17 protein-coding genes, 1 other RNA gene and 1 riboswitch are annotated in these 15,543 nt (G+C 65.5%); of the genes, 4 read left to right on the plus strand and 14 right to left on the minus strand.

Annotation, left to right across the window (positions count from 1 at the left end; genetic code table 11):
• The 6 genes from cobD to btuB all read right to left on the minus strand — a co-directional run.
• Window positions 1-749: threonine-phosphate decarboxylase CobD (gene cobD / locus ABW22_RS09670; protein WP_059756122.1), on the minus strand; the 749-nt coding region annotated here is incomplete at its 3' end.
• Window positions 742-1,674 carry an adenosylcobinamide-phosphate synthase CbiB gene (gene cbiB / locus ABW22_RS09675; protein WP_202813935.1) on the minus strand — a complete coding sequence of 311 codons (933 nt, stop codon included), beginning with the start codon at window positions 1,672-1,674 and terminating at the stop codon, window positions 742-744. The genes cobD and cbiB, both read right to left, overlap by 8 nt.
• On the minus strand, window positions 1,659-2,306 hold the full coding sequence (gene bluB, locus ABW22_RS09680; protein ID WP_059755552.1) for a 5,6-dimethylbenzimidazole synthase: 648 nt from the start codon (window positions 2,304-2,306) through the stop codon (window positions 1,659-1,661). The genes cbiB and bluB overlap by 16 nt, the downstream gene beginning before the upstream one ends.
• A gap of 13 nt (window positions 2,307-2,319) precedes the next feature.
• Window positions 2,320-2,928, minus strand: coding sequence for a cob(I)yrinic acid a,c-diamide adenosyltransferase (gene cobO, locus ABW22_RS09685; RefSeq protein WP_082708679.1), 609 nt, complete (start codon window positions 2,926-2,928; stop codon window positions 2,320-2,322).
• Window positions 2,918-3,514, minus strand: coding sequence for a hypothetical protein (locus tag ABW22_RS09690; RefSeq protein ID WP_059755555.1), 597 nt, complete (start codon window positions 3,512-3,514; stop codon window positions 2,918-2,920). Before ABW22_RS09690 ends, cobO begins: the two co-directional genes overlap by 11 nt.
• 40 nt (window positions 3,515-3,554) lie before the next feature.
• Window positions 3,555-5,372 (minus strand): TonB-dependent vitamin B12 receptor, encoded by a 1,818-nt coding sequence (gene btuB / locus ABW22_RS09695; protein ID WP_059755558.1) that lies wholly within the window; start codon window positions 5,370-5,372, stop codon window positions 3,555-3,557.
• A 62-nt stretch (window positions 5,373-5,434) separates the two neighbouring features.
• Window positions 5,435-5,641, minus strand: a riboswitch (cobalamin riboswitch).
• A 2-nt stretch (window positions 5,642-5,643) separates the two neighbouring features.
• On the opposite strand from btuB, the gene ABW22_RS09700 reads away from it, so the two are divergent.
• The 4 genes from ABW22_RS09700 (at window position 5,644) to ABW22_RS09715 (ending at window position 7,026) form a co-directional block, all read left to right on the plus strand.
• Window positions 5,644-5,913, plus strand: a complete 270-nt coding sequence (locus tag ABW22_RS09700) for a hypothetical protein (RefSeq protein ID WP_237763295.1) — start codon at window positions 5,644-5,646, stop codon at window positions 5,911-5,913.
• Complete coding sequence (locus ABW22_RS09705; protein WP_059755562.1) at window positions 5,913-6,215, plus strand: cell division protein ZapA; 303 nt, start codon at window positions 5,913-5,915, stop codon at window positions 6,213-6,215. Before ABW22_RS09700 ends, ABW22_RS09705 begins: the two co-directional genes overlap by 1 nt.
• A gap of 8 nt (window positions 6,216-6,223) precedes the next feature.
• A non-coding RNA gene (gene ssrS / locus ABW22_RS09710) (6S RNA) lies at window positions 6,224-6,408 on the plus strand.
• A gap of 9 nt (window positions 6,409-6,417) precedes the next feature.
• Window positions 6,418-7,026: a 5-formyltetrahydrofolate cyclo-ligase gene (locus ABW22_RS09715; protein ID WP_059755564.1), complete on the plus strand. Its 609-nt coding sequence runs from the start codon at window positions 6,418-6,420 to the stop codon at window positions 7,024-7,026.
• Here the strand turns inward: ABW22_RS09715 and ABW22_RS09720 are convergent.
• The 8 genes from ABW22_RS09720 to ABW22_RS09755 all read right to left on the minus strand — a co-directional run bounded on the left by ABW22_RS09720 (window position 7,011) and on the right by ABW22_RS09755 (window position 15,526).
• Window positions 7,011-7,724: an ABC transporter ATP-binding protein gene (locus ABW22_RS09720; RefSeq protein ID WP_059755567.1), complete on the minus strand. Its 714-nt coding sequence runs from the start codon at window positions 7,722-7,724 to the stop codon at window positions 7,011-7,013. The genes ABW22_RS09715 and ABW22_RS09720 overlap by 16 nt on opposite strands.
• Before the next feature lie 160 nt (window positions 7,725-7,884).
• Window positions 7,885-8,703: an ABC transporter ATP-binding protein gene (locus ABW22_RS09725; protein WP_059755571.1), complete on the minus strand. Its 819-nt coding sequence runs from the start codon at window positions 8,701-8,703 to the stop codon at window positions 7,885-7,887.
• Window positions 8,700-9,758, minus strand: a complete 1,059-nt coding sequence (locus ABW22_RS09730; RefSeq protein WP_059755574.1) for an ABC transporter permease subunit — start codon at window positions 9,756-9,758, stop codon at window positions 8,700-8,702. Before ABW22_RS09730 ends, ABW22_RS09725 begins: the two co-directional genes overlap by 4 nt.
• The gene (locus ABW22_RS09735) at window positions 9,742-10,671 is read right to left on the minus strand and encodes a branched-chain amino acid ABC transporter permease (protein ID WP_059755576.1); all 930 of its coding nucleotides are present in this window, start codon (window positions 10,669-10,671) and stop codon (window positions 9,742-9,744) included. Before ABW22_RS09735 ends, ABW22_RS09730 begins: the two co-directional genes overlap by 17 nt.
• Before the next feature lie 233 nt (window positions 10,672-10,904).
• Window positions 10,905-12,056: a branched-chain amino acid ABC transporter substrate-binding protein gene (locus tag ABW22_RS09740; RefSeq protein ID WP_059755578.1), complete on the minus strand. Its 1,152-nt coding sequence runs from the start codon at window positions 12,054-12,056 to the stop codon at window positions 10,905-10,907.
• Window positions 12,057-12,186: 130 nt separating this feature from the next.
• On the minus strand, window positions 12,187-12,495 hold the full coding sequence (locus ABW22_RS09745; RefSeq protein ID WP_082708722.1) for a c-type cytochrome: 309 nt from the start codon (window positions 12,493-12,495) through the stop codon (window positions 12,187-12,189).
• A gap of 135 nt (window positions 12,496-12,630) precedes the next feature.
• Window positions 12,631-13,380: a DUF2189 domain-containing protein gene (locus ABW22_RS09750; RefSeq protein WP_237763296.1), complete on the minus strand. Its 750-nt coding sequence runs from the start codon at window positions 13,378-13,380 to the stop codon at window positions 12,631-12,633.
• A 130-nt stretch (window positions 13,381-13,510) separates the two neighbouring features.
• The gene (locus ABW22_RS09755) at window positions 13,511-15,526 is read right to left on the minus strand and encodes a thioredoxin domain-containing protein (RefSeq protein ID WP_059755606.1); all 2,016 of its coding nucleotides are present in this window, start codon (window positions 15,524-15,526) and stop codon (window positions 13,511-13,513) included.
• Window positions 15,527-15,543 lie beyond the last annotated feature (17 nt).

Consider the following 15,543-nt stretch of genomic DNA (forward strand, 5'->3'; position numbering starts at 1 on the left):
GCCCCCGCCGCCAGCAGAGCCGCACGCGCGGCCTGCTGCCAGGCGGTGTCGGCCAGCGCGGCGCGCGCCACCCAGCGCGACGGCGCGCTCACCGCCCACGGCCCCAGCCGGGCCTCCAGCGCGTCGAGCAGGGCCGGCTCGGCCAGCACGAAACCGACGCGCGCGCCCGCCAGGCCGAAAAACTTGCCCAGTCCACGCAGTACGATCAGCCCTTCGCGCGGACAGTCGGCGGACAGACTCGCCTCGGGCGTGGCGTCGATGAAGGCCTCGTCCACCAGCAGCCAGCCGCCGCGCGCCGCCAGTTCGGCGTGCCAGGCCAGGAGATCGGCACGGTGATAGGTCTGTCCGCCGGGATTGTTGGGATGCACCAGCACCAGCACGTCGAGCGCGCCCACCCCCTGCTCCGGCTGCCAGGCCGTCACCGTGTGTCCGGCGGCACGCCAGGCGTGGGCGTGTTCGGCATAGGCCGGATGCGGTACGCCGACCCGGTAGGCGGCGCGCAGCCACGGCAGCGCCTGGATCGCGGCCTGTGAACCGGCCACCGGCAATACGCACGCGCTGCCGTAATACGCGGCGGCGGCCGACACCAGACCGTCCTCGGCTTCGGGCAGGCGTTGCCAGACGGCTGCCGGGATGGGCGGCACCGGCCAGCCGGCGGGATTGATGCCGGTGGACAGATCGAGCCAGTCGGCCGGCTCGATGCCGTAGCGCTCGGCCGCAGCCAGCAATCTGCCGCCGTGTTCAAGCATGGTTGACGCCCCACACAAGCAGCGCGGCCGCGGCGAATACCGCCAGCCACAGCAAGGCGCCATGACGCACCAGCTTGAGGGCGCGCGCGATGTCGCCGCCCTCTGGCGCCGCACCCTGCCCCAGCGCGGGACGGGATTCGCTCTGCCCGTGATAGACCGCCGCGCCGCCCAGGCGCACCTCCAATGCGCCCGCGCCCGCGGCCATCACCGGGCCGGCGTTGGGGCTGTCCCATGCCGGCGCCTGGGTGCGCCAGCACGCCAGCGCGAGGCGGGTGCGTCCCAACAGCGCATAGCTCAGCGCGGTCAGCCGCGCCGGCGCAAAATTGAGGCCGTCGTCGAGCCGCGCCGCCGCCCAGCCGAAGCTTAGATACCGCGGCGTTTTGTAGCCCCACATGGCATCCAGCGTGTTGACCAGCCGATAGCCCAGCGCGCCCGCGGCGCCGGCGACGAGGAACCAGAACAGCGCGCCGAACACGGCATCGTTGCCGTTTTCCAGCACCGATTCGACGGTCGCGCGCGACACCCCTTCGGCATCGAGCGCGGCGGTGTCGCGGCTCACCATCATCGAGACGCCCGCGCGCGCGGCGTCCAGGTCGCCGCGCGCCAGCGCGGCCGCCACCGGCTCGGCATGCCGATGCAGGCTGTTCAGGCCGATCGCGGCATACAGCACCAACGCGCTGAACGCCGCGCCCACCACCGGCTGCTGCTGCAGCCAGCCGGCGAACGCGACCCCCGGCACCACCAGCAGCGCCAGCGCCGCCGCACCGTGCAATCGATGCCCGCGCCCATCGAGGTTAAACCGCGCTTCCAGCCAGACCGCCAGCCGCCCGAATCCCGCCAGCGGGTGAAACCGGCGCGGTTCGCCGAGGAGGGCGTCGAGAAGCAGCGCCGCTGCAACCAGAAGCGCGCTCAGGTTTGTCCCCAATGGTTCTCGAACAGGCAGTCGGCAATGGCGCGGCGACGCTCCCAGCCTTCGCTTTCCAGCATCGGCACGTCGTAAAACGCATCGACCTGCCCCAGGCAGAGGATCGCCACCGGCTGCCCGCCGGGCGGGATGCCCAGCAACTGCGCGACCGCCTGCGGATCGAACAGCGACACCCAGCCCAGCCCCAGCCCCTCGGCGCGCGCCGCCAGCCATAGATTCTGGATCGCGCAGGCGACCGAGGCGAGGTCCATCTCGGGCAGGGTGCGCCGTCCCAGGATATAGGGCTCGCGCGCGTCCATCAGCGCCGCCACCCAGAGTTCGCCGCAGTCCAGGATGCCCTCGACCTTGAGCCGCATGAACGCATCGCCGCGCTCGCCCAGCGCCTCGGCGGTGCGGATGCGCTCGGCCTCGACCAGGGCGTGCAGGCGCTGGCGCAAATCAGTTTGGGTGATACGGATGAAGCGCCACGGCTGCATCAGGCCGACGCTGGGCGCGCTGTGCGCCGCCGCCAGCAGCCGCTGCCGCACCTCGGGCGCGACCGGGCCGGGGCGAAAGTGGCGCATGTCGCGCCGCTCGCGGATGGCGCGATAGACCGCGTCGCGTTCGGCCGGGCTGAAGGCGTGGGGGCTCATCGGGCGTGGCGGTTCACAGGTCGATGCCACGCTGCGCCTTGACGCCGGCGCGATAGGCGTGCTTTTCGTCGGCGATGACCGACACCGTGTCGGCCAGCTCGATCAGCGCGTCGGACGCGCCGCGCCCGGTGACGATGACGTGCTGCATCGGCGGGCGGTTCGCCAGCGCATCCAGCACCTCGTCGGCGTCGAGATAGCCGTAGCTCAGCAGATAGGTCAGTTCGTCCAGAATCACCAGCTGATACGACGCATCGCCCAGCATCCGCCTGGCCACCGCCCAGCCGCGCTGCGCGGTGGCGATGTCCTGCTCGCGGTTTTGCGTATCCCAGGTGAAGCCGTCGCCCAGCACATGCCATTCCACCCCGTGCTGCTTGCCGAAGAACGCCTCTTCGCCGGTATCGGTGCGGCTCTTGATGAACTGGCAGACACCCGCTTTCATGCCGTAACCGAGCGAGCGCGCCAGGGTGCCGAAGGCCGAGGTGGATTTGCCTTTGCCGTTGCCGGTGATGACGATGAGCAGGCCGCGCTCGATGGTGGCCGATGCGATCGCCGCGTCGATGACGGCCTTTTTGCGCGCCATGCGCGCCGCATGGCGCGCGTTTTTCGCCGGATCAGCGCTCACGACGCGTTCCCATCAGCGTGCGCGGATCGCCATCGCGCCGGAAAGCCGCCGCCAGCGCCACGTGCACGGTTGCCGCCAGGCCCAGGTACAGCGCAAACGTGCCCAGCATGGGCGGGAAATATTTCTCAAGACGCAGGACGAGACCGGCCAGCGTCGGCTCGGCAAAGCGTCCCGAGTAGAAATAAAATCCGCCGGTGGTAAGCAACTGGGCCACCGCCACGGCCACCAGCGCAACACCGACCAGCCTGAACAGGCCAAGCAGGGACAGCCGGTGCCCGCGGGCGTAGAAACGCCCCCCGGCAAACAGCACCAGATAGGCCGGAATCAGCAGCCAGTAGGCCGGCGACACGCAGAAATCCGACACCCCGCCCCAGGTGATGGCGACGTAGTCGATGGCCACGCTGGCGGCGATCAGCGCGGGCACCACCCACAGCGCCCGCACGTACACGCCGAGCAGGAAAAAGATCGCCCACGAGGCGTCGGGCAGGGAATGGATGCTGGCCCAGTGGTGGCTGCGGGTGAGCAGCATCATCAGGGCGAGCACGGCAACGATGCCGTATTGTTGGCGCGAAGTCAGGGTAAACATACGAGGTTTCCAGATTAAGGCCGCCCACGGGCGGCACGGTTTATTTGGGCTGATAGCGCACGGTCAGATACGCGCCGCGCCCCGGCTGGTTATAGCCAAAAGCGGTTTCGTAATCCACGTCGAACAGGTTTTCCAGCCGGGCGCCGAGCGACCAGGCAGCTGCCAAGCGGTATTCGGCGCGCAGGTCGAGCAGTGCATAGCCTGCCATACGGCGGGTATTGCTCTCGTTGTCGAAACGCTCGCCCTCGCCGCGCAACGTAGCGCCCAGACGCCAGACGCCAAGACGGCGGTCGATGTCGATGCGCAGGCTTTCCTGCGCGCGGCGCGGCAGCACCTTGCCCTGGTTCGCACCCGACGATGCGTTTTCCGGGTCTTGCAGCGTCAGGTTGACCGCGGCATCCCACGCACCGAAACGACGGTTGGCAGCCAATTCAAGGCCCCGGATCTCAGCACGGTTGATGTTGGCTGGCGGAAACCCTGCGATGAGATCGCTGATGCGGTTGTCGAACAGGGTAGCCGACCAGCGTCCGCCCGATAACCGACCGCCTAGGCCCAGCTCTATATTGCGCGAGGTTTCGGAGCGCAAATTGGGGTTGCCAAAACCGGGGTAATACAGCTGGTTGAAGGTCGGTGCCTTGAACGCGGTGCCATAGGCCAAGCGCAGATCGAGGTTTGTCATCACCGGATAACCCCACGCAACATTGCCGGTGGTGTGACGGCCGAACTGACTGTTATCGTCGCCGCGCAGGGCAAGTTGCACGCGGTGCTTGTCCCATTGGCCCTGATATTCGGCAAAAACGCCGGTGGTGTCGCGCCGGGTAACGGCATAGGCAGCATTGCTGCGGACATGGTCTTCTTGGCGATCCAGCCCCAGCGTCAGCAGATGATCCCTCCCCAAGCTGAAATCGTTTTGCATCGAAGCGCTGTTGCGGCGTGTATTGAAAGTGCTGCTGTACACGCCGTTCTTGAAGTTGTCGGATTCGTCGCGCCCCTGCCCGGCGCTGAGCTTGACTCGCCAAGCCTCATTGAAGCGGTGCGTGATGCCCGCGCCGATGACCTGTTGCACGAATTCCGACTGATTCTGGAAAGTACCGTCGAACTCGTTGTCGCCCTGCGCCCGCAACGCGTGCAGATCGAGTTCGCTGCCCGGCGCAAAACGGTAGCCGCCGCGTAGGGTAAACGCTGTATTGCGATAACCGTCGTTATCAGGCTCGTTAGTAAAACAGGCCACGCCGGGCAAGCCCTTGCAGGCATTGAACCCGTCGGTGCGGGTATGCGCCACCCCAGCGTTGAACCAGCCCTGCTCGCCACCGCCAGAAAGTCCCGCCGTGGCGCCGCGCGTGTTGTTGCTGCCCACGGTCAAGCTCGCACGCGGGGTGAGCGCGCCGCCACCTTTACGGGTAAAAATCTGGATCACCCCGCCAATGGCTTCCGAGCCGTACAAACTGGAAACCGGCCCGCGTACCACTTCGATGCGCTCGATCAGATGCATCGGAAAATCCTGAAACGCCGCGGTGCCTGTGGTGGCTGAGCCAATCTTCACACCGTCGATCAGCACCAGCACATGATCGCTGTTGGCGCCGCGCAAGAATATCGACGTGCCCTTGCCCTCCCCGCCATTGTTGGCCAGCGTAACGCCGACCATCCCCTGCAGCACATCGGCCAGCGAACGCGCCTGCAGGCGCTCGATGTCGCTGCGGGTAATGACGCTCACCGAGGCGAGGCTGTCATCCACGGTTTGCGCCGTGCGGGTAGGTGTCACCACGATGGTTTCGCCGACGAATTCCGGCAGGGTTTCCGCGTAGGCGAATGGGATGAAAGCAACGCCCAGGGCGAGCGCGAGAGTAGTTTGACGCATGATGTGGTCCGGTTTTGGCGCCCGCTTCCCCGCAGGCGCGTTGCACGATCCGCTGCGCGAATTCGTCGCGTCAGGGCTCAGGCCGGTATCCGGGCTCGCGCTTGTAAGACCATCGCCTTCCCGGGCGAACCCAGTGGCGGTGTGATGGACCGTTTAGCGCTTACCGTTGCGGGGGCAGCACAGGCATGGCAGCGAATCGCCGCGCACCTGTTTCCCGTTTATCCTCAGCGGCGGAAAGCCGCGTCGGCACCTGAAGCCGCGCATTATAACCATGCAAGCGCCGCCTGCGCGCGCCTTTCGCCGACCGATTGACCGCCCGCACATCGCCCCCTATAGTCCCGCCATGCAAGCTGAACTCGATACCCTCGAAACCAAGATCCGCCAGGTGGCCGAGCTGTGCCACACGCTGCGGCAGGACAACATCGCCCTGCGCCAGCAGCTGCTGACCGCGCAGCGTGACAACAAGCAGCTGACGACCCGGCTGGATGCCGCCAAGACGCGGCTGCAAACGCTGCTCGACACCCTGCCGGAGGACGTCTGATGGCGGGCCCGCGCTCCATCGAAATCCACATTCTGGGCCGCGCCTACAAGGTGGCGTGTTCGCGCGAGGAGGAATCGGCGCTGATTGCGGCGGCCGATTATCTGGACGAAAAAATGCGCGAAATTCGCGAAAGCAGCAAGGTGATCGGCGCCGAGCGCATCGCCATCATGGCGGGGCTCAACCTGGCGCACGAACTGCTGACCCAGGGCGGCGGCGGCCGGACCGAGGAAACACGCGCCCGGCTGACGCACTGCAACGCCCTGCTCGATACAGTACTGGAAGATCAGGACAAACTCTTCTAAACTGGCGTTGCTCCCTGCGGTGTTCGAGGCTGGTTGCTATTTCTCTGAACCAATGCATACGTGCAAGGCTGCGATCTATTCCGATGCGGGTGTGCGCGTGACACGTTTCATGTGCCCAAAGCGTCTTTGAGCGCGGCCGTCTTGGACCCAGGTTCAAGAGTCTGCGGCCAGTCACGGCACAGGCGGGGAGCACTACCCCTTCATGACCAAATTCAATCTCAGGCGCCAGCTCAAGGCTGCGCGCAACGCGCTCAAACCCGCTGATCGCCACAAGGCTGCGCGCGCCTCCCTGCGGCTGGCGCTGCGCCACGGCCTGTTGCTGCGTTCGCAACGCATCGGCTTTTATCTGCCGCAAGGCGGCGAATTCGACGCCCACCCCCTGCTCAACCAAGCCCTATGGATGCACCGTGAGTGTTTCCTGCCGATGCTGCCGCGGCGTGGCCGGGTAATGCGGTTCGGGCGGGTGGGCCGCAACACACGCATGAAGCCTAACCGCTTTGGCATCCCCGAACCCATCGATGCGAAACCCCTGCGCGCGCGCCAACTCGACCTGCTGCTGATGCCGCTGGTGGGGTTCGATCTCGAGGGCAACCGGCTGGGGATGGGCGGCGGCTTTTACGACGCAACGCTGGCCTTCATGCGGCACCGGCGCCTGTGGCGCAAGCCGCGCCTGGTTGGGATCGCCTACGAATGCCAGCGGGTGGATGCGTTGCCGCACGAGCCCTGGGACATGCCGCTCGATGCGGTGCTGACCGAGCGCCAGCTGTACCGCTTCAACTCAAGCCACCCTGGCGTTTATTCGCCCAGATAGGCTTGACGCACGGCGGGATTGGCTGCGAGATCGGCAGCGTTTCCACTCAGCGTGATGACCCCGTTTTCCAGCACGTAGCCGCGCGCGCAGGTTTTCAACGCCAGATGGGCATTCTGCTCGATCAACAGCACCGCCACGCCGCCAGCCGCAATCTGGCGGATGATGTCGAACACCGCCCGTACCATCAAAGGTGCCAGCCCCATGCTCGGCTCGTCCAGCAACAGCAGGCGCGGGCGCGCCATCATCGCGCGCCCCAAGGCCAGCATCTGCTGTTCGCCGCCGGACAACAGCCCGGCAAGCTGCGTGCGACGCTCGGTCAAACGGGGCAGCAGCGTATGCACCTGATCGAGATCGCGGGCGATCGCCGCGCGATCGCGCCGGCTGTAAGCGCCCATCATCAGGTTTTCGGCAACCGACATGCGAGGGAACACGCCGCGGCCTTCGGGCACCAGGGCGAGTCCGCGCCGCGCGACTTGGTGCGCAGGCAGCCGGGTGAGCGGCTGGCCGTCGAAATGCACGCTGCCGGAATGCGGCGCGATGAGGCCGCTGATGGCTTTGAGGGTGGTGGTCTTGCCCGCGCCGTTGGCGCCGATGAGGCAGACCATTTCGCCCGGCGCAACCTCCAGGCTGAGATCGCGCACCGCCTGGATCCCGCCATATGCCACCGACAACTGGCTGACTGATAGCAGCGGGTTCATCGCGTCAAACCTTTCACCACAGAGACACAGAGGCACTGAGAACCCCTCAAATTCCCGTGTCGTAGCGCTTCAACGCCTAGCTTTTCCTCTGTGTCCCAAGGGATACCGTTCCTGCGGAACATATCTCCGTGCCTCTGTGGTGAAGTTTTTTTACTTAGGGTCATATCGCCTCGTCCCCCAGATAAGCGGCAATCACCTTGGGGTCGCGGCTGACCACATCGGGGGTGCCCTCGGCGATTTTCACGCCGTAGTCGAGCACCGCCAGCCGGGTGCACAGCCCCATCACCAGTTTCACGTCGTGTTCGATCAGCAGCAGCGTCAGGCCGTCAGCCTGCAGCTGCAGCAGCAGTTCGCGCAGCGCCGCACGTTCGGCCTTGTTCATCCCGGCGGCAGGTTCGTCGAGCGCCAGCAGGCTCGGTTCGGTCGCCAGCGCGCGGGCAATTTCGAGCCGCCGCTGGTCGCCGTAGGGCAGGTTCTTGGCAAGACGGTCGGCGTGCTGTGCGATGCCCACGCGGCGCAGCAGGGCAGCTGCGCGCTCGCGCGAATCGGCTTCTTCGCGGCGCGTGCCGGGCAGGCGCAGCACCGCGCCGACGACGCCGCTGGTGGTGCGCGCGTGGCGCCCGACCAGCACGTTTTCGAGCGCGGTCATCTCGGCAAACAGGCGGATGTTCTGGAAGGTGCGCGCCAGCCCCGCGTGCAACACCTGGTGCGGCGGCCGCCCGTCTAGGCGGGCGTCGTTGAGGCGGATCTCGCCGCGGTCGATCGAGTACAGGCCGGTGAGCGCGTTGAACAGCGTCGTTTTGCCCGCGCCGTTGGGGCCGATGAGGCCGAAAATTTCGCCCGCGTGAACCTGCAGCGAAATGTCGGATAGCGCCTGCAAGCCGCCAAACGCCTTGCTCACGGCGGTAACGGTCAGCAGCGGTGTCAACTCTGCATCGAGCTTGCTCGATAGGAGATTGCCTACCTTTGGTGCGCTCATCCCTTGGCGTCGGCGAATTCCTGGCGGCGGCGCGCCGAGGGAATCAGCCCGGCGGGGCGATACAGCATGACCGCAACCAGCGCCACGCCGAACAGCAGCATGCGCAAATCCGCCGGGTCGACGTAGATCTGGCCGAACAGGTTGCGCTGCCAGTCGCCGGTGTAGCGCAGCGCCTCGGGCAGCAGCGTCAGCAGCAGTGCGCCGAAAATCACGCCGGGGATATGCCCCATGCCGCCGAGCACGATCATGCACAGAATCATGATCGACTCCATCAGGTTGAACGATTCGGGGCTGATGAAGCCCTGAAAGCTGGCGAACAGGCCGCCCGCCAACCCGCCGAAGGTGGCGCCCATGGCGAACGCCAGCAGCTTGAGATTGCGCGTGTTGATGCCGGTCGCGGCGGCGGCGATCTCGTCCTCGCGGATCGCCACCCAGGCACGCCCGATGCGCGAATTTTCCAGCCGCATCGAAATGAAAATCACCGCCAGCGTCAGCAGCAAAAACAGGTAATAGGTGAGATGGACGCCGGTGAAGGTGAAACCGAAGAGGGTATGCGGCTGGCTCAGGCTAAAGCTGCCCAGGCGCACCGGGTCGATCAGGTTGATGCCCTGCGGGCCGTTGGTGAGGTTGACCGGCGCATTTAGGTTATTGAGGAAAATGCGGATGATTTCGCCGAAGCCCAGGGTGACGATGGCGAGGTAATCGCCGCGCAGCCGCAGGGTGGGCGCGCCCAGCAATACCCCGAACAGCCCGGCCAGCGCCGCGCCCAGCGGCAGGATCGCCCAGAACGGCAGGTGCAGGCCGAAATGCGGGCTGGCAAGCCAAGCGTAGACATACGCCCCCAGGGCATAAAACGCGACGTAACCCAGATCGAGCAGGCCGGCGTAGCCGACGACGATATTCAGCCCCAGCGCCAGCATCACATACAGCAGCGCCAGATCGAGCAGCCGCACCCACGAGCGCCCCAGCCCCGCGTCCACCAGAAACGGCAGCAGCGCCAGCCCCAGCGCCAGTAGCGAAAAAGCGAGCCAGCGCGACTTAAGCACGCTCGACAACGCGCGCTCCCAGCAGGCCGGACGGGCGGAACACCAGCACCGCGATCAGCACGAAAAACGCGAACACGTCCTGGTAATGGCTGCCGAGGAAACCGCCGGTGAGGTCGCCGATATACCCCGCGCCGAACGATTCGATCAGTCCCAGCAGCAGGCCACCCAGCATCGCTCCGCCCAGATTGCCGATGCCGCCCAGCACCGCCGCCGAGAAGGCCTTGAGGCCAAGCAAAAAGCCCATGTAGTAGTGCGCCAGGCCGTAATACGCGCTGACCATGACGCCGGCCACCGCCGCCAGCGCCGAGCCGATCACGAAGGTGGACGCAATCACCCGGTTCACGTCCACCCCCATCAGGCTCGCCACCTGCCGCGATTGCGCGGTGGCGCGCATGGCACGGCCGAGCCGGGTTTTCTGCACCACCAGGATCAGCATCAGCATGATGCTCATGGTCAGCAGCAGGATGGCGATCTGCACATCGGTGATATGCGCGCCGAGCACTTCATGCCGCCCCTGCGGCAGCACGGCGGGAAAGGGAATGTACTGCTTGCCCCAGATCAGCATGGCGATGTTCTGCAGGATGATCGACACGCCGATCGCCGTGATGAGCGGCGCCAGACGCGGTGCATGCCGCAGGGGCCGATAGGCGACGCGCTCGATCAGCAGGCCCAGCGCCATGCACACCGGAATCGCCACCACCAGCCCTGCCCCGAGCACCAACACGCCCGGCAGGCCGGGCGCCGCCAGCGCCAGCGCGCCGATCACCGCCAGCGCCACCATCGCCCCCATCATGGTGATTTCGCCATGGGCGAAATTGATGAGTTCGAGGATGCCGTACACCATGGTGTAGCCCAGCGCCACCAGCGCGTAGACGCTGCCGAGCACCAGGCCGTTGATGAGTTGTTGCAGGAAGATGTCCATTAGCCCGGATGTTTCATGAATTCGCGTGATGCCCTAAAGGATACCGAGCTACGCCCATAATCGCGCAGGATTTTGTTTTGTAGGGGGATTTTGTGAAGGAGCGGCGTAGTTATTCATACGCCCGACTGAGCAAAATTTCCATACGAAAGAAAAGACCAGCGAGGGCACGCGTTAATTTATGAAATATCCGGGCTCGTGCGCGGCGCGCCCAGCCCGGTTGAATTCAGCTCAGCTTAGTTGCCGCTCTGCACGGTTTCGAGCGTCTGCCATTTGCCGTCTTTCACCTGATACAGCGTGACCGCGCCGCCGGTAATGTCGCCCTTGACGTCGAAACGGATCCGCCCGGTCACCCCCTGATAATCGGTCCTGGGCAACTCGGCCAGATACTTGGCGGGGTCGCTGGAATCGGCGCGTTTCATCGCGTCGATCAGCACATGCATGGCATCGTAGGCATAGGGGGAATAGTTCTGGATCTTGCCGTATTTGGCTTCGAACTTGGCCTTGAACGCGTTACCGCCCGGCATCGCGTCGAGCGGCAGGCCGGGGTTGGACGCCAGCGCGCCCTCGGCGTCGGCGCCGGCCAGTTCGATCAGCTTGGGCGTCTGCGCGCCGTCGCCGCCCAGAAACTTCGCCTGCATCCCGAGCTGTTTCATCTGCCTGATCATGGGCGCGGCCTGCGGATCCATCCCGCCGAAGAACACGAGGTCGGGCGCCTTGCCCTTGATGGAAGTGAGAATCGCCATGAAGTCGGTCGAGCGGTCCGATGTGTATTCGCGCGCCACCACTTCGCCGCCCGCGGCCTTGGCCGCCTTCTCCACTTCGTCGGCCAGTCCCTGCCCGTAGGCAGTGCGATCGTCGATGATGGCGATTTTCTTCGCGCCCAACTGGGTCACTGCGTAAGTTCCCAGCACGGTACCCTGTTGCGCGTCGTTGGTCATCACGCGATACGCCGTCTTGAAGCCGGATGCCGTATAGGCCACTGCGGTGGCCGAGGGTGAAATCTGCGGAATGCCGTTGTCGGAATAGATCTTGGAGGCCGGGATCGTGGCGCCCGAATTGAGATGGCCGATAACGCCCGCCACCCCTTCATCCACCAGCTTGGTTGCCACCGTGGTGGCGGTTTTGGGGTCGGCCGCGTCGTCTTCGCTCTTTAATTCGAGCACGACTTTCTTGCCGCCCAGCGTGAGCCCGGCAGCGTTGATTTCATCGAGTGCCAGGCGCGCACCGTTTTCGTTGTCCTTGCCCAGATGCGCCTGCGGACCGGTGAGCGGGGATGCCTGGCCGATCAACACCACCTGGTCGCCATTCTGCTGCGGCTTGTCGCCGCATCCCGCAACCAGCGCCGCTACTGCTACTGCCACCCAGCCTAGCGTGTGCCCCGTCATCTCGGTCTTCCCCGTAATCAAACTGAAACGCGGGATTTATACCATAAAGCTTGCCGTGGCCGGCTTTCCTGGAAGCCAGAAAACACAAGGCCGACGCAAACGCCGGCCTTGTGTTTGACGCAGTGGCGAATTATTTCAGGCTCAGCACCCAGTCGATGATCTTGCTGGCATCTTCCGCCTTGACCTGCGGGTTCGGCGGCATGGGAATGGGGCCCCACACGCCCTTGCCGCCGGTCTTCACCTTGGCCACCAGCATGTTATGCGCGCTTTTATCGCCGGCGTATTTAGCGGCCACTTCCTTGAAGGCCGGGCCAACGATTTTCTTGTCGATGCCGTGGCAGGACATGCAGGCGTTCTTCTGGGCCAGCGCCTGGTCGGCGGAAGCCGCGCCGGACATCAGCAGCAACGCAGCAGATGCTGCTGTCATCATCAGTTTCATCATTACATTCTCCGTGGAGGGGTCGGGTTGACAAGGCACTTCTACATGCCAGCAGTATTCAGGGAAAACCCTTCACGCGCAATATAAGTAATTGGTTTTTTGCTACCAATCCTCGTAGCACTTTGTTGTTCGAACCTATTCGCGCTCGACCAGTCCGCGGTAGGCATGCCAGCTGGCGTGCCCCAGCCAGGGGAAAATCACCGCCATGGCAATGAAGTTGGTCGCCACCCCGACCGCGATCAAGACGGCGATCAACGCGCCCCACAGCAGCATCACCGGGAAATTAAGCCGCGTTGCCATGAAGCTGGTGACCAGCGCGGTGGCGAAGTCGACCTTGCGGTGCAGCAGCATCGGCAGCGACACCACCGAGAGGCTGAACATCATCAGCGCCAGCACGCCGCCGAAGGCCAGGTAGGCCAACACAAAATTGGTATGTTGCTGCACCGCATTCAGCGTCAGCAGATCAGAGAGGCCGCCAATGCCCGATCCGCCGAGAAACAGGCCGACCAGAATCGCCGAAATGCGCTCCCATGAGATCAGGACGAACACCAGCATCAGGGCGAACAGCCCCAGCGAGGCAGGGTTGGCGCGCCATGACAGCAGGGGGACAAACAGATTGGGCAGCTTGTGATGGTGTTCCAGCCGGTGGCTCAGAAAATAAAACACCGTGGCCAGCAGCGGCGCGACGAACAGGAAGCCGGAGGTCAGCGCCATCGCCAGATGGGGCTTGCCCCACGCGCCATGCACCAGGCCATAGCCGAGGAGCGCAAAGATGACGCCATAGAACAGGCTCAGCGGCCAGGCACGGGCCAGATCCTGCGCGCCGGCTCGCAACCAGTGAAGCGGCTGAGCGAATGTCACCTTGCGGATGCCCGGCAGATTCATTTGGGCTGTCCGTGGATGGAAAACGGCGGGTTCAGTGTGCGTGCTCATGATGGCTCCCGATGACAAACCGACTGCTTGTTTGATAGCAGGTGCCGCCGCGGGTTCCAAATAGCAAATGCTGATAGGCCCCTTACCCCAGCACGGCGGTCAGTTCGGTTACGGGCGGCTGGCACGCTGTGCCGCTGCAGATCCAGGCAGCCGGCTGGTCCGATTCCGGCTTCGCCAACGCGGCCGGCAGGCCCAATCCATTGGGCAACACCAGCAGCACGTCGCGCGCGCCGAGCTTCGGGTTGAGCGCCGCCGCCCACTCGCGCAGCGCCGCCGCCGGGCCGCGCAGCAGGATCACCCGCGGCGGCAGCAGCGTCTCGTCGAGCACGGCAAGCAGCGTGGGGTAGGCGATCGGCTGCTGGGTCAGTTGGCCCTGGAACAGGCGCAGACAGCGCGCGCTGGCGTCGAGGTAACGCGTCTCGCCCAGCAGGTGACCCAGCCGCTGCAGGGCGTATGCCGCCACGCCGTTGCCGGATGGCGTGGCGTTGTCGTAGCCGGGCTTGGGGCGGGTGATGAGGGCTTCGTGGTCGTGGCTGGTGAAGAAGAAGCCGCCCTGCTCCCGGTCCTCGAAATGCGCCAGCAGCGCGTCGGCGAGTTCGCACGCCCACCCCATGTCGGCCTCGCGGTAGCCGGCCTGCATCGTCTCCAGCAAGGCATCGAGCAGGAAGGCATAGTCGTCAAGATAGGCGTTGAGGCGCGCTTCGCCGTGCTTGAAGCTGGCGAGCAGGCGGCCGTCGCGCCAGAGGTTTTGATGCAGAAAATCGATCGCGGCGTAGGCGGCATCCACCCCGTCGGGGCGGTTCATCACCCGCCCGGCGTGCGCCAGCCCGCCGATCATCAGCGCGTTCCAGCTGGTGAGCTGCTTGTCGTCGCGCCCCGGCCGCACGCGGGTTTCACGCGCGGCGAACAGTTTGGCGCGCGCATTCGCAAGCCGTGCAGCCGCCGCGTCCGCGGACAGTCCCAACTCGGCCGCAACCTCATTCAGTGGGCGCGCGAGGATGGGATTCCAACTCGCGTTCTCGAAATTCGGCGGCAGGTCGAAGCCATACACCGGCACGGCCACCGCGTATTCCTCGGCGGGGAGCTGCGCGCGCACCTGGTCCGGTGTCCACACGTAGAACTTGCCCTCGTGGCCCTCGCTGTCGGCGTCGAGCGCCGAATAGAAGCCGCCCTCGGGCGCGCGCATCTCACGCAGCAGCCACTCGACGATGCCTTCGGCGGTGTCCGCAAACAGCGGCTCGCCGGTCAGTGCCCAGGCGTCGGCATACAGATGCAGCAACGGGCCGTTGTCGTAAAGCATTTTTTCGAAGTGTGGAATCGCCCACTGCTCGTCGACCGAGTAGCGGCAGAAGCCGCCGCCCAACTGATCGACAACCCCGCCGGACGCCATCCTGCGCAGGGAGACCAGCGCCATGTCGCGCGCCTGCGCATTGCCGCCCTGGGCCTGGCGCAACAGGAAAAACAGTTCGCCCGGACGCGGAAACTTGGGCGCGCGCGAAAAGCCGCCCCACACCGGGTCGAAAGCCTCCGCCAGATCGCGCACCGCTTGCGCCAGCGGCGCGTCGCTCAAGGCTTGCTGCACGCCCGGCGCGGGCTGCTGCTGCGCCAGCGCGGTGCGCACCGCCTCGTTCTGCGCCAGCACCTCGCCGCGCCGTTCGTGCCAGGCGCGGCCGATGTTCTCCATCAGGTCGATGAAGCCCGGCAGCTGGTAGCGCGGCGTCTTCGGGAAATAGGTGCCAGCGAAGAACGGCGTCTGATCCGGCGTCAGGAACACCGTCAACGGCCAGCCGCCGCCGCGCTGGGTCAACAGCTGGTGCGCGGACTGGTAGATCTGGTCGAGGTCGGGGCGCTCCTCGCGGTCGACCTTGATGTTGACGAACAGCCGGTTCATCACCGCCGCCACCTCGGCATCCTCGAAGCAGTCGTGCGCCATCACGTGGCACCAGTGGCAGGCCGAATAGCCGATCGACAGCAGGATCGGCTTGGCCTCGCGGCGCGCTTTTTCCAGGGCTTCTTCGCCCCACGGGTACCAGTCGACCGGGTTGTCGGCGTGCTGCAGCAGATAGGGGCTGGGTTCGGCGGATAGACGATTCGGCATGATGGGTAGCACGCGGC

This window comes from Thiobacillus denitrificans, assembly GCF_001530125.1.
Classification (GTDB): domain Bacteria; phylum Pseudomonadota; class Gammaproteobacteria; order Burkholderiales; family Thiobacillaceae; genus Thiobacillus; species Thiobacillus denitrificans_C.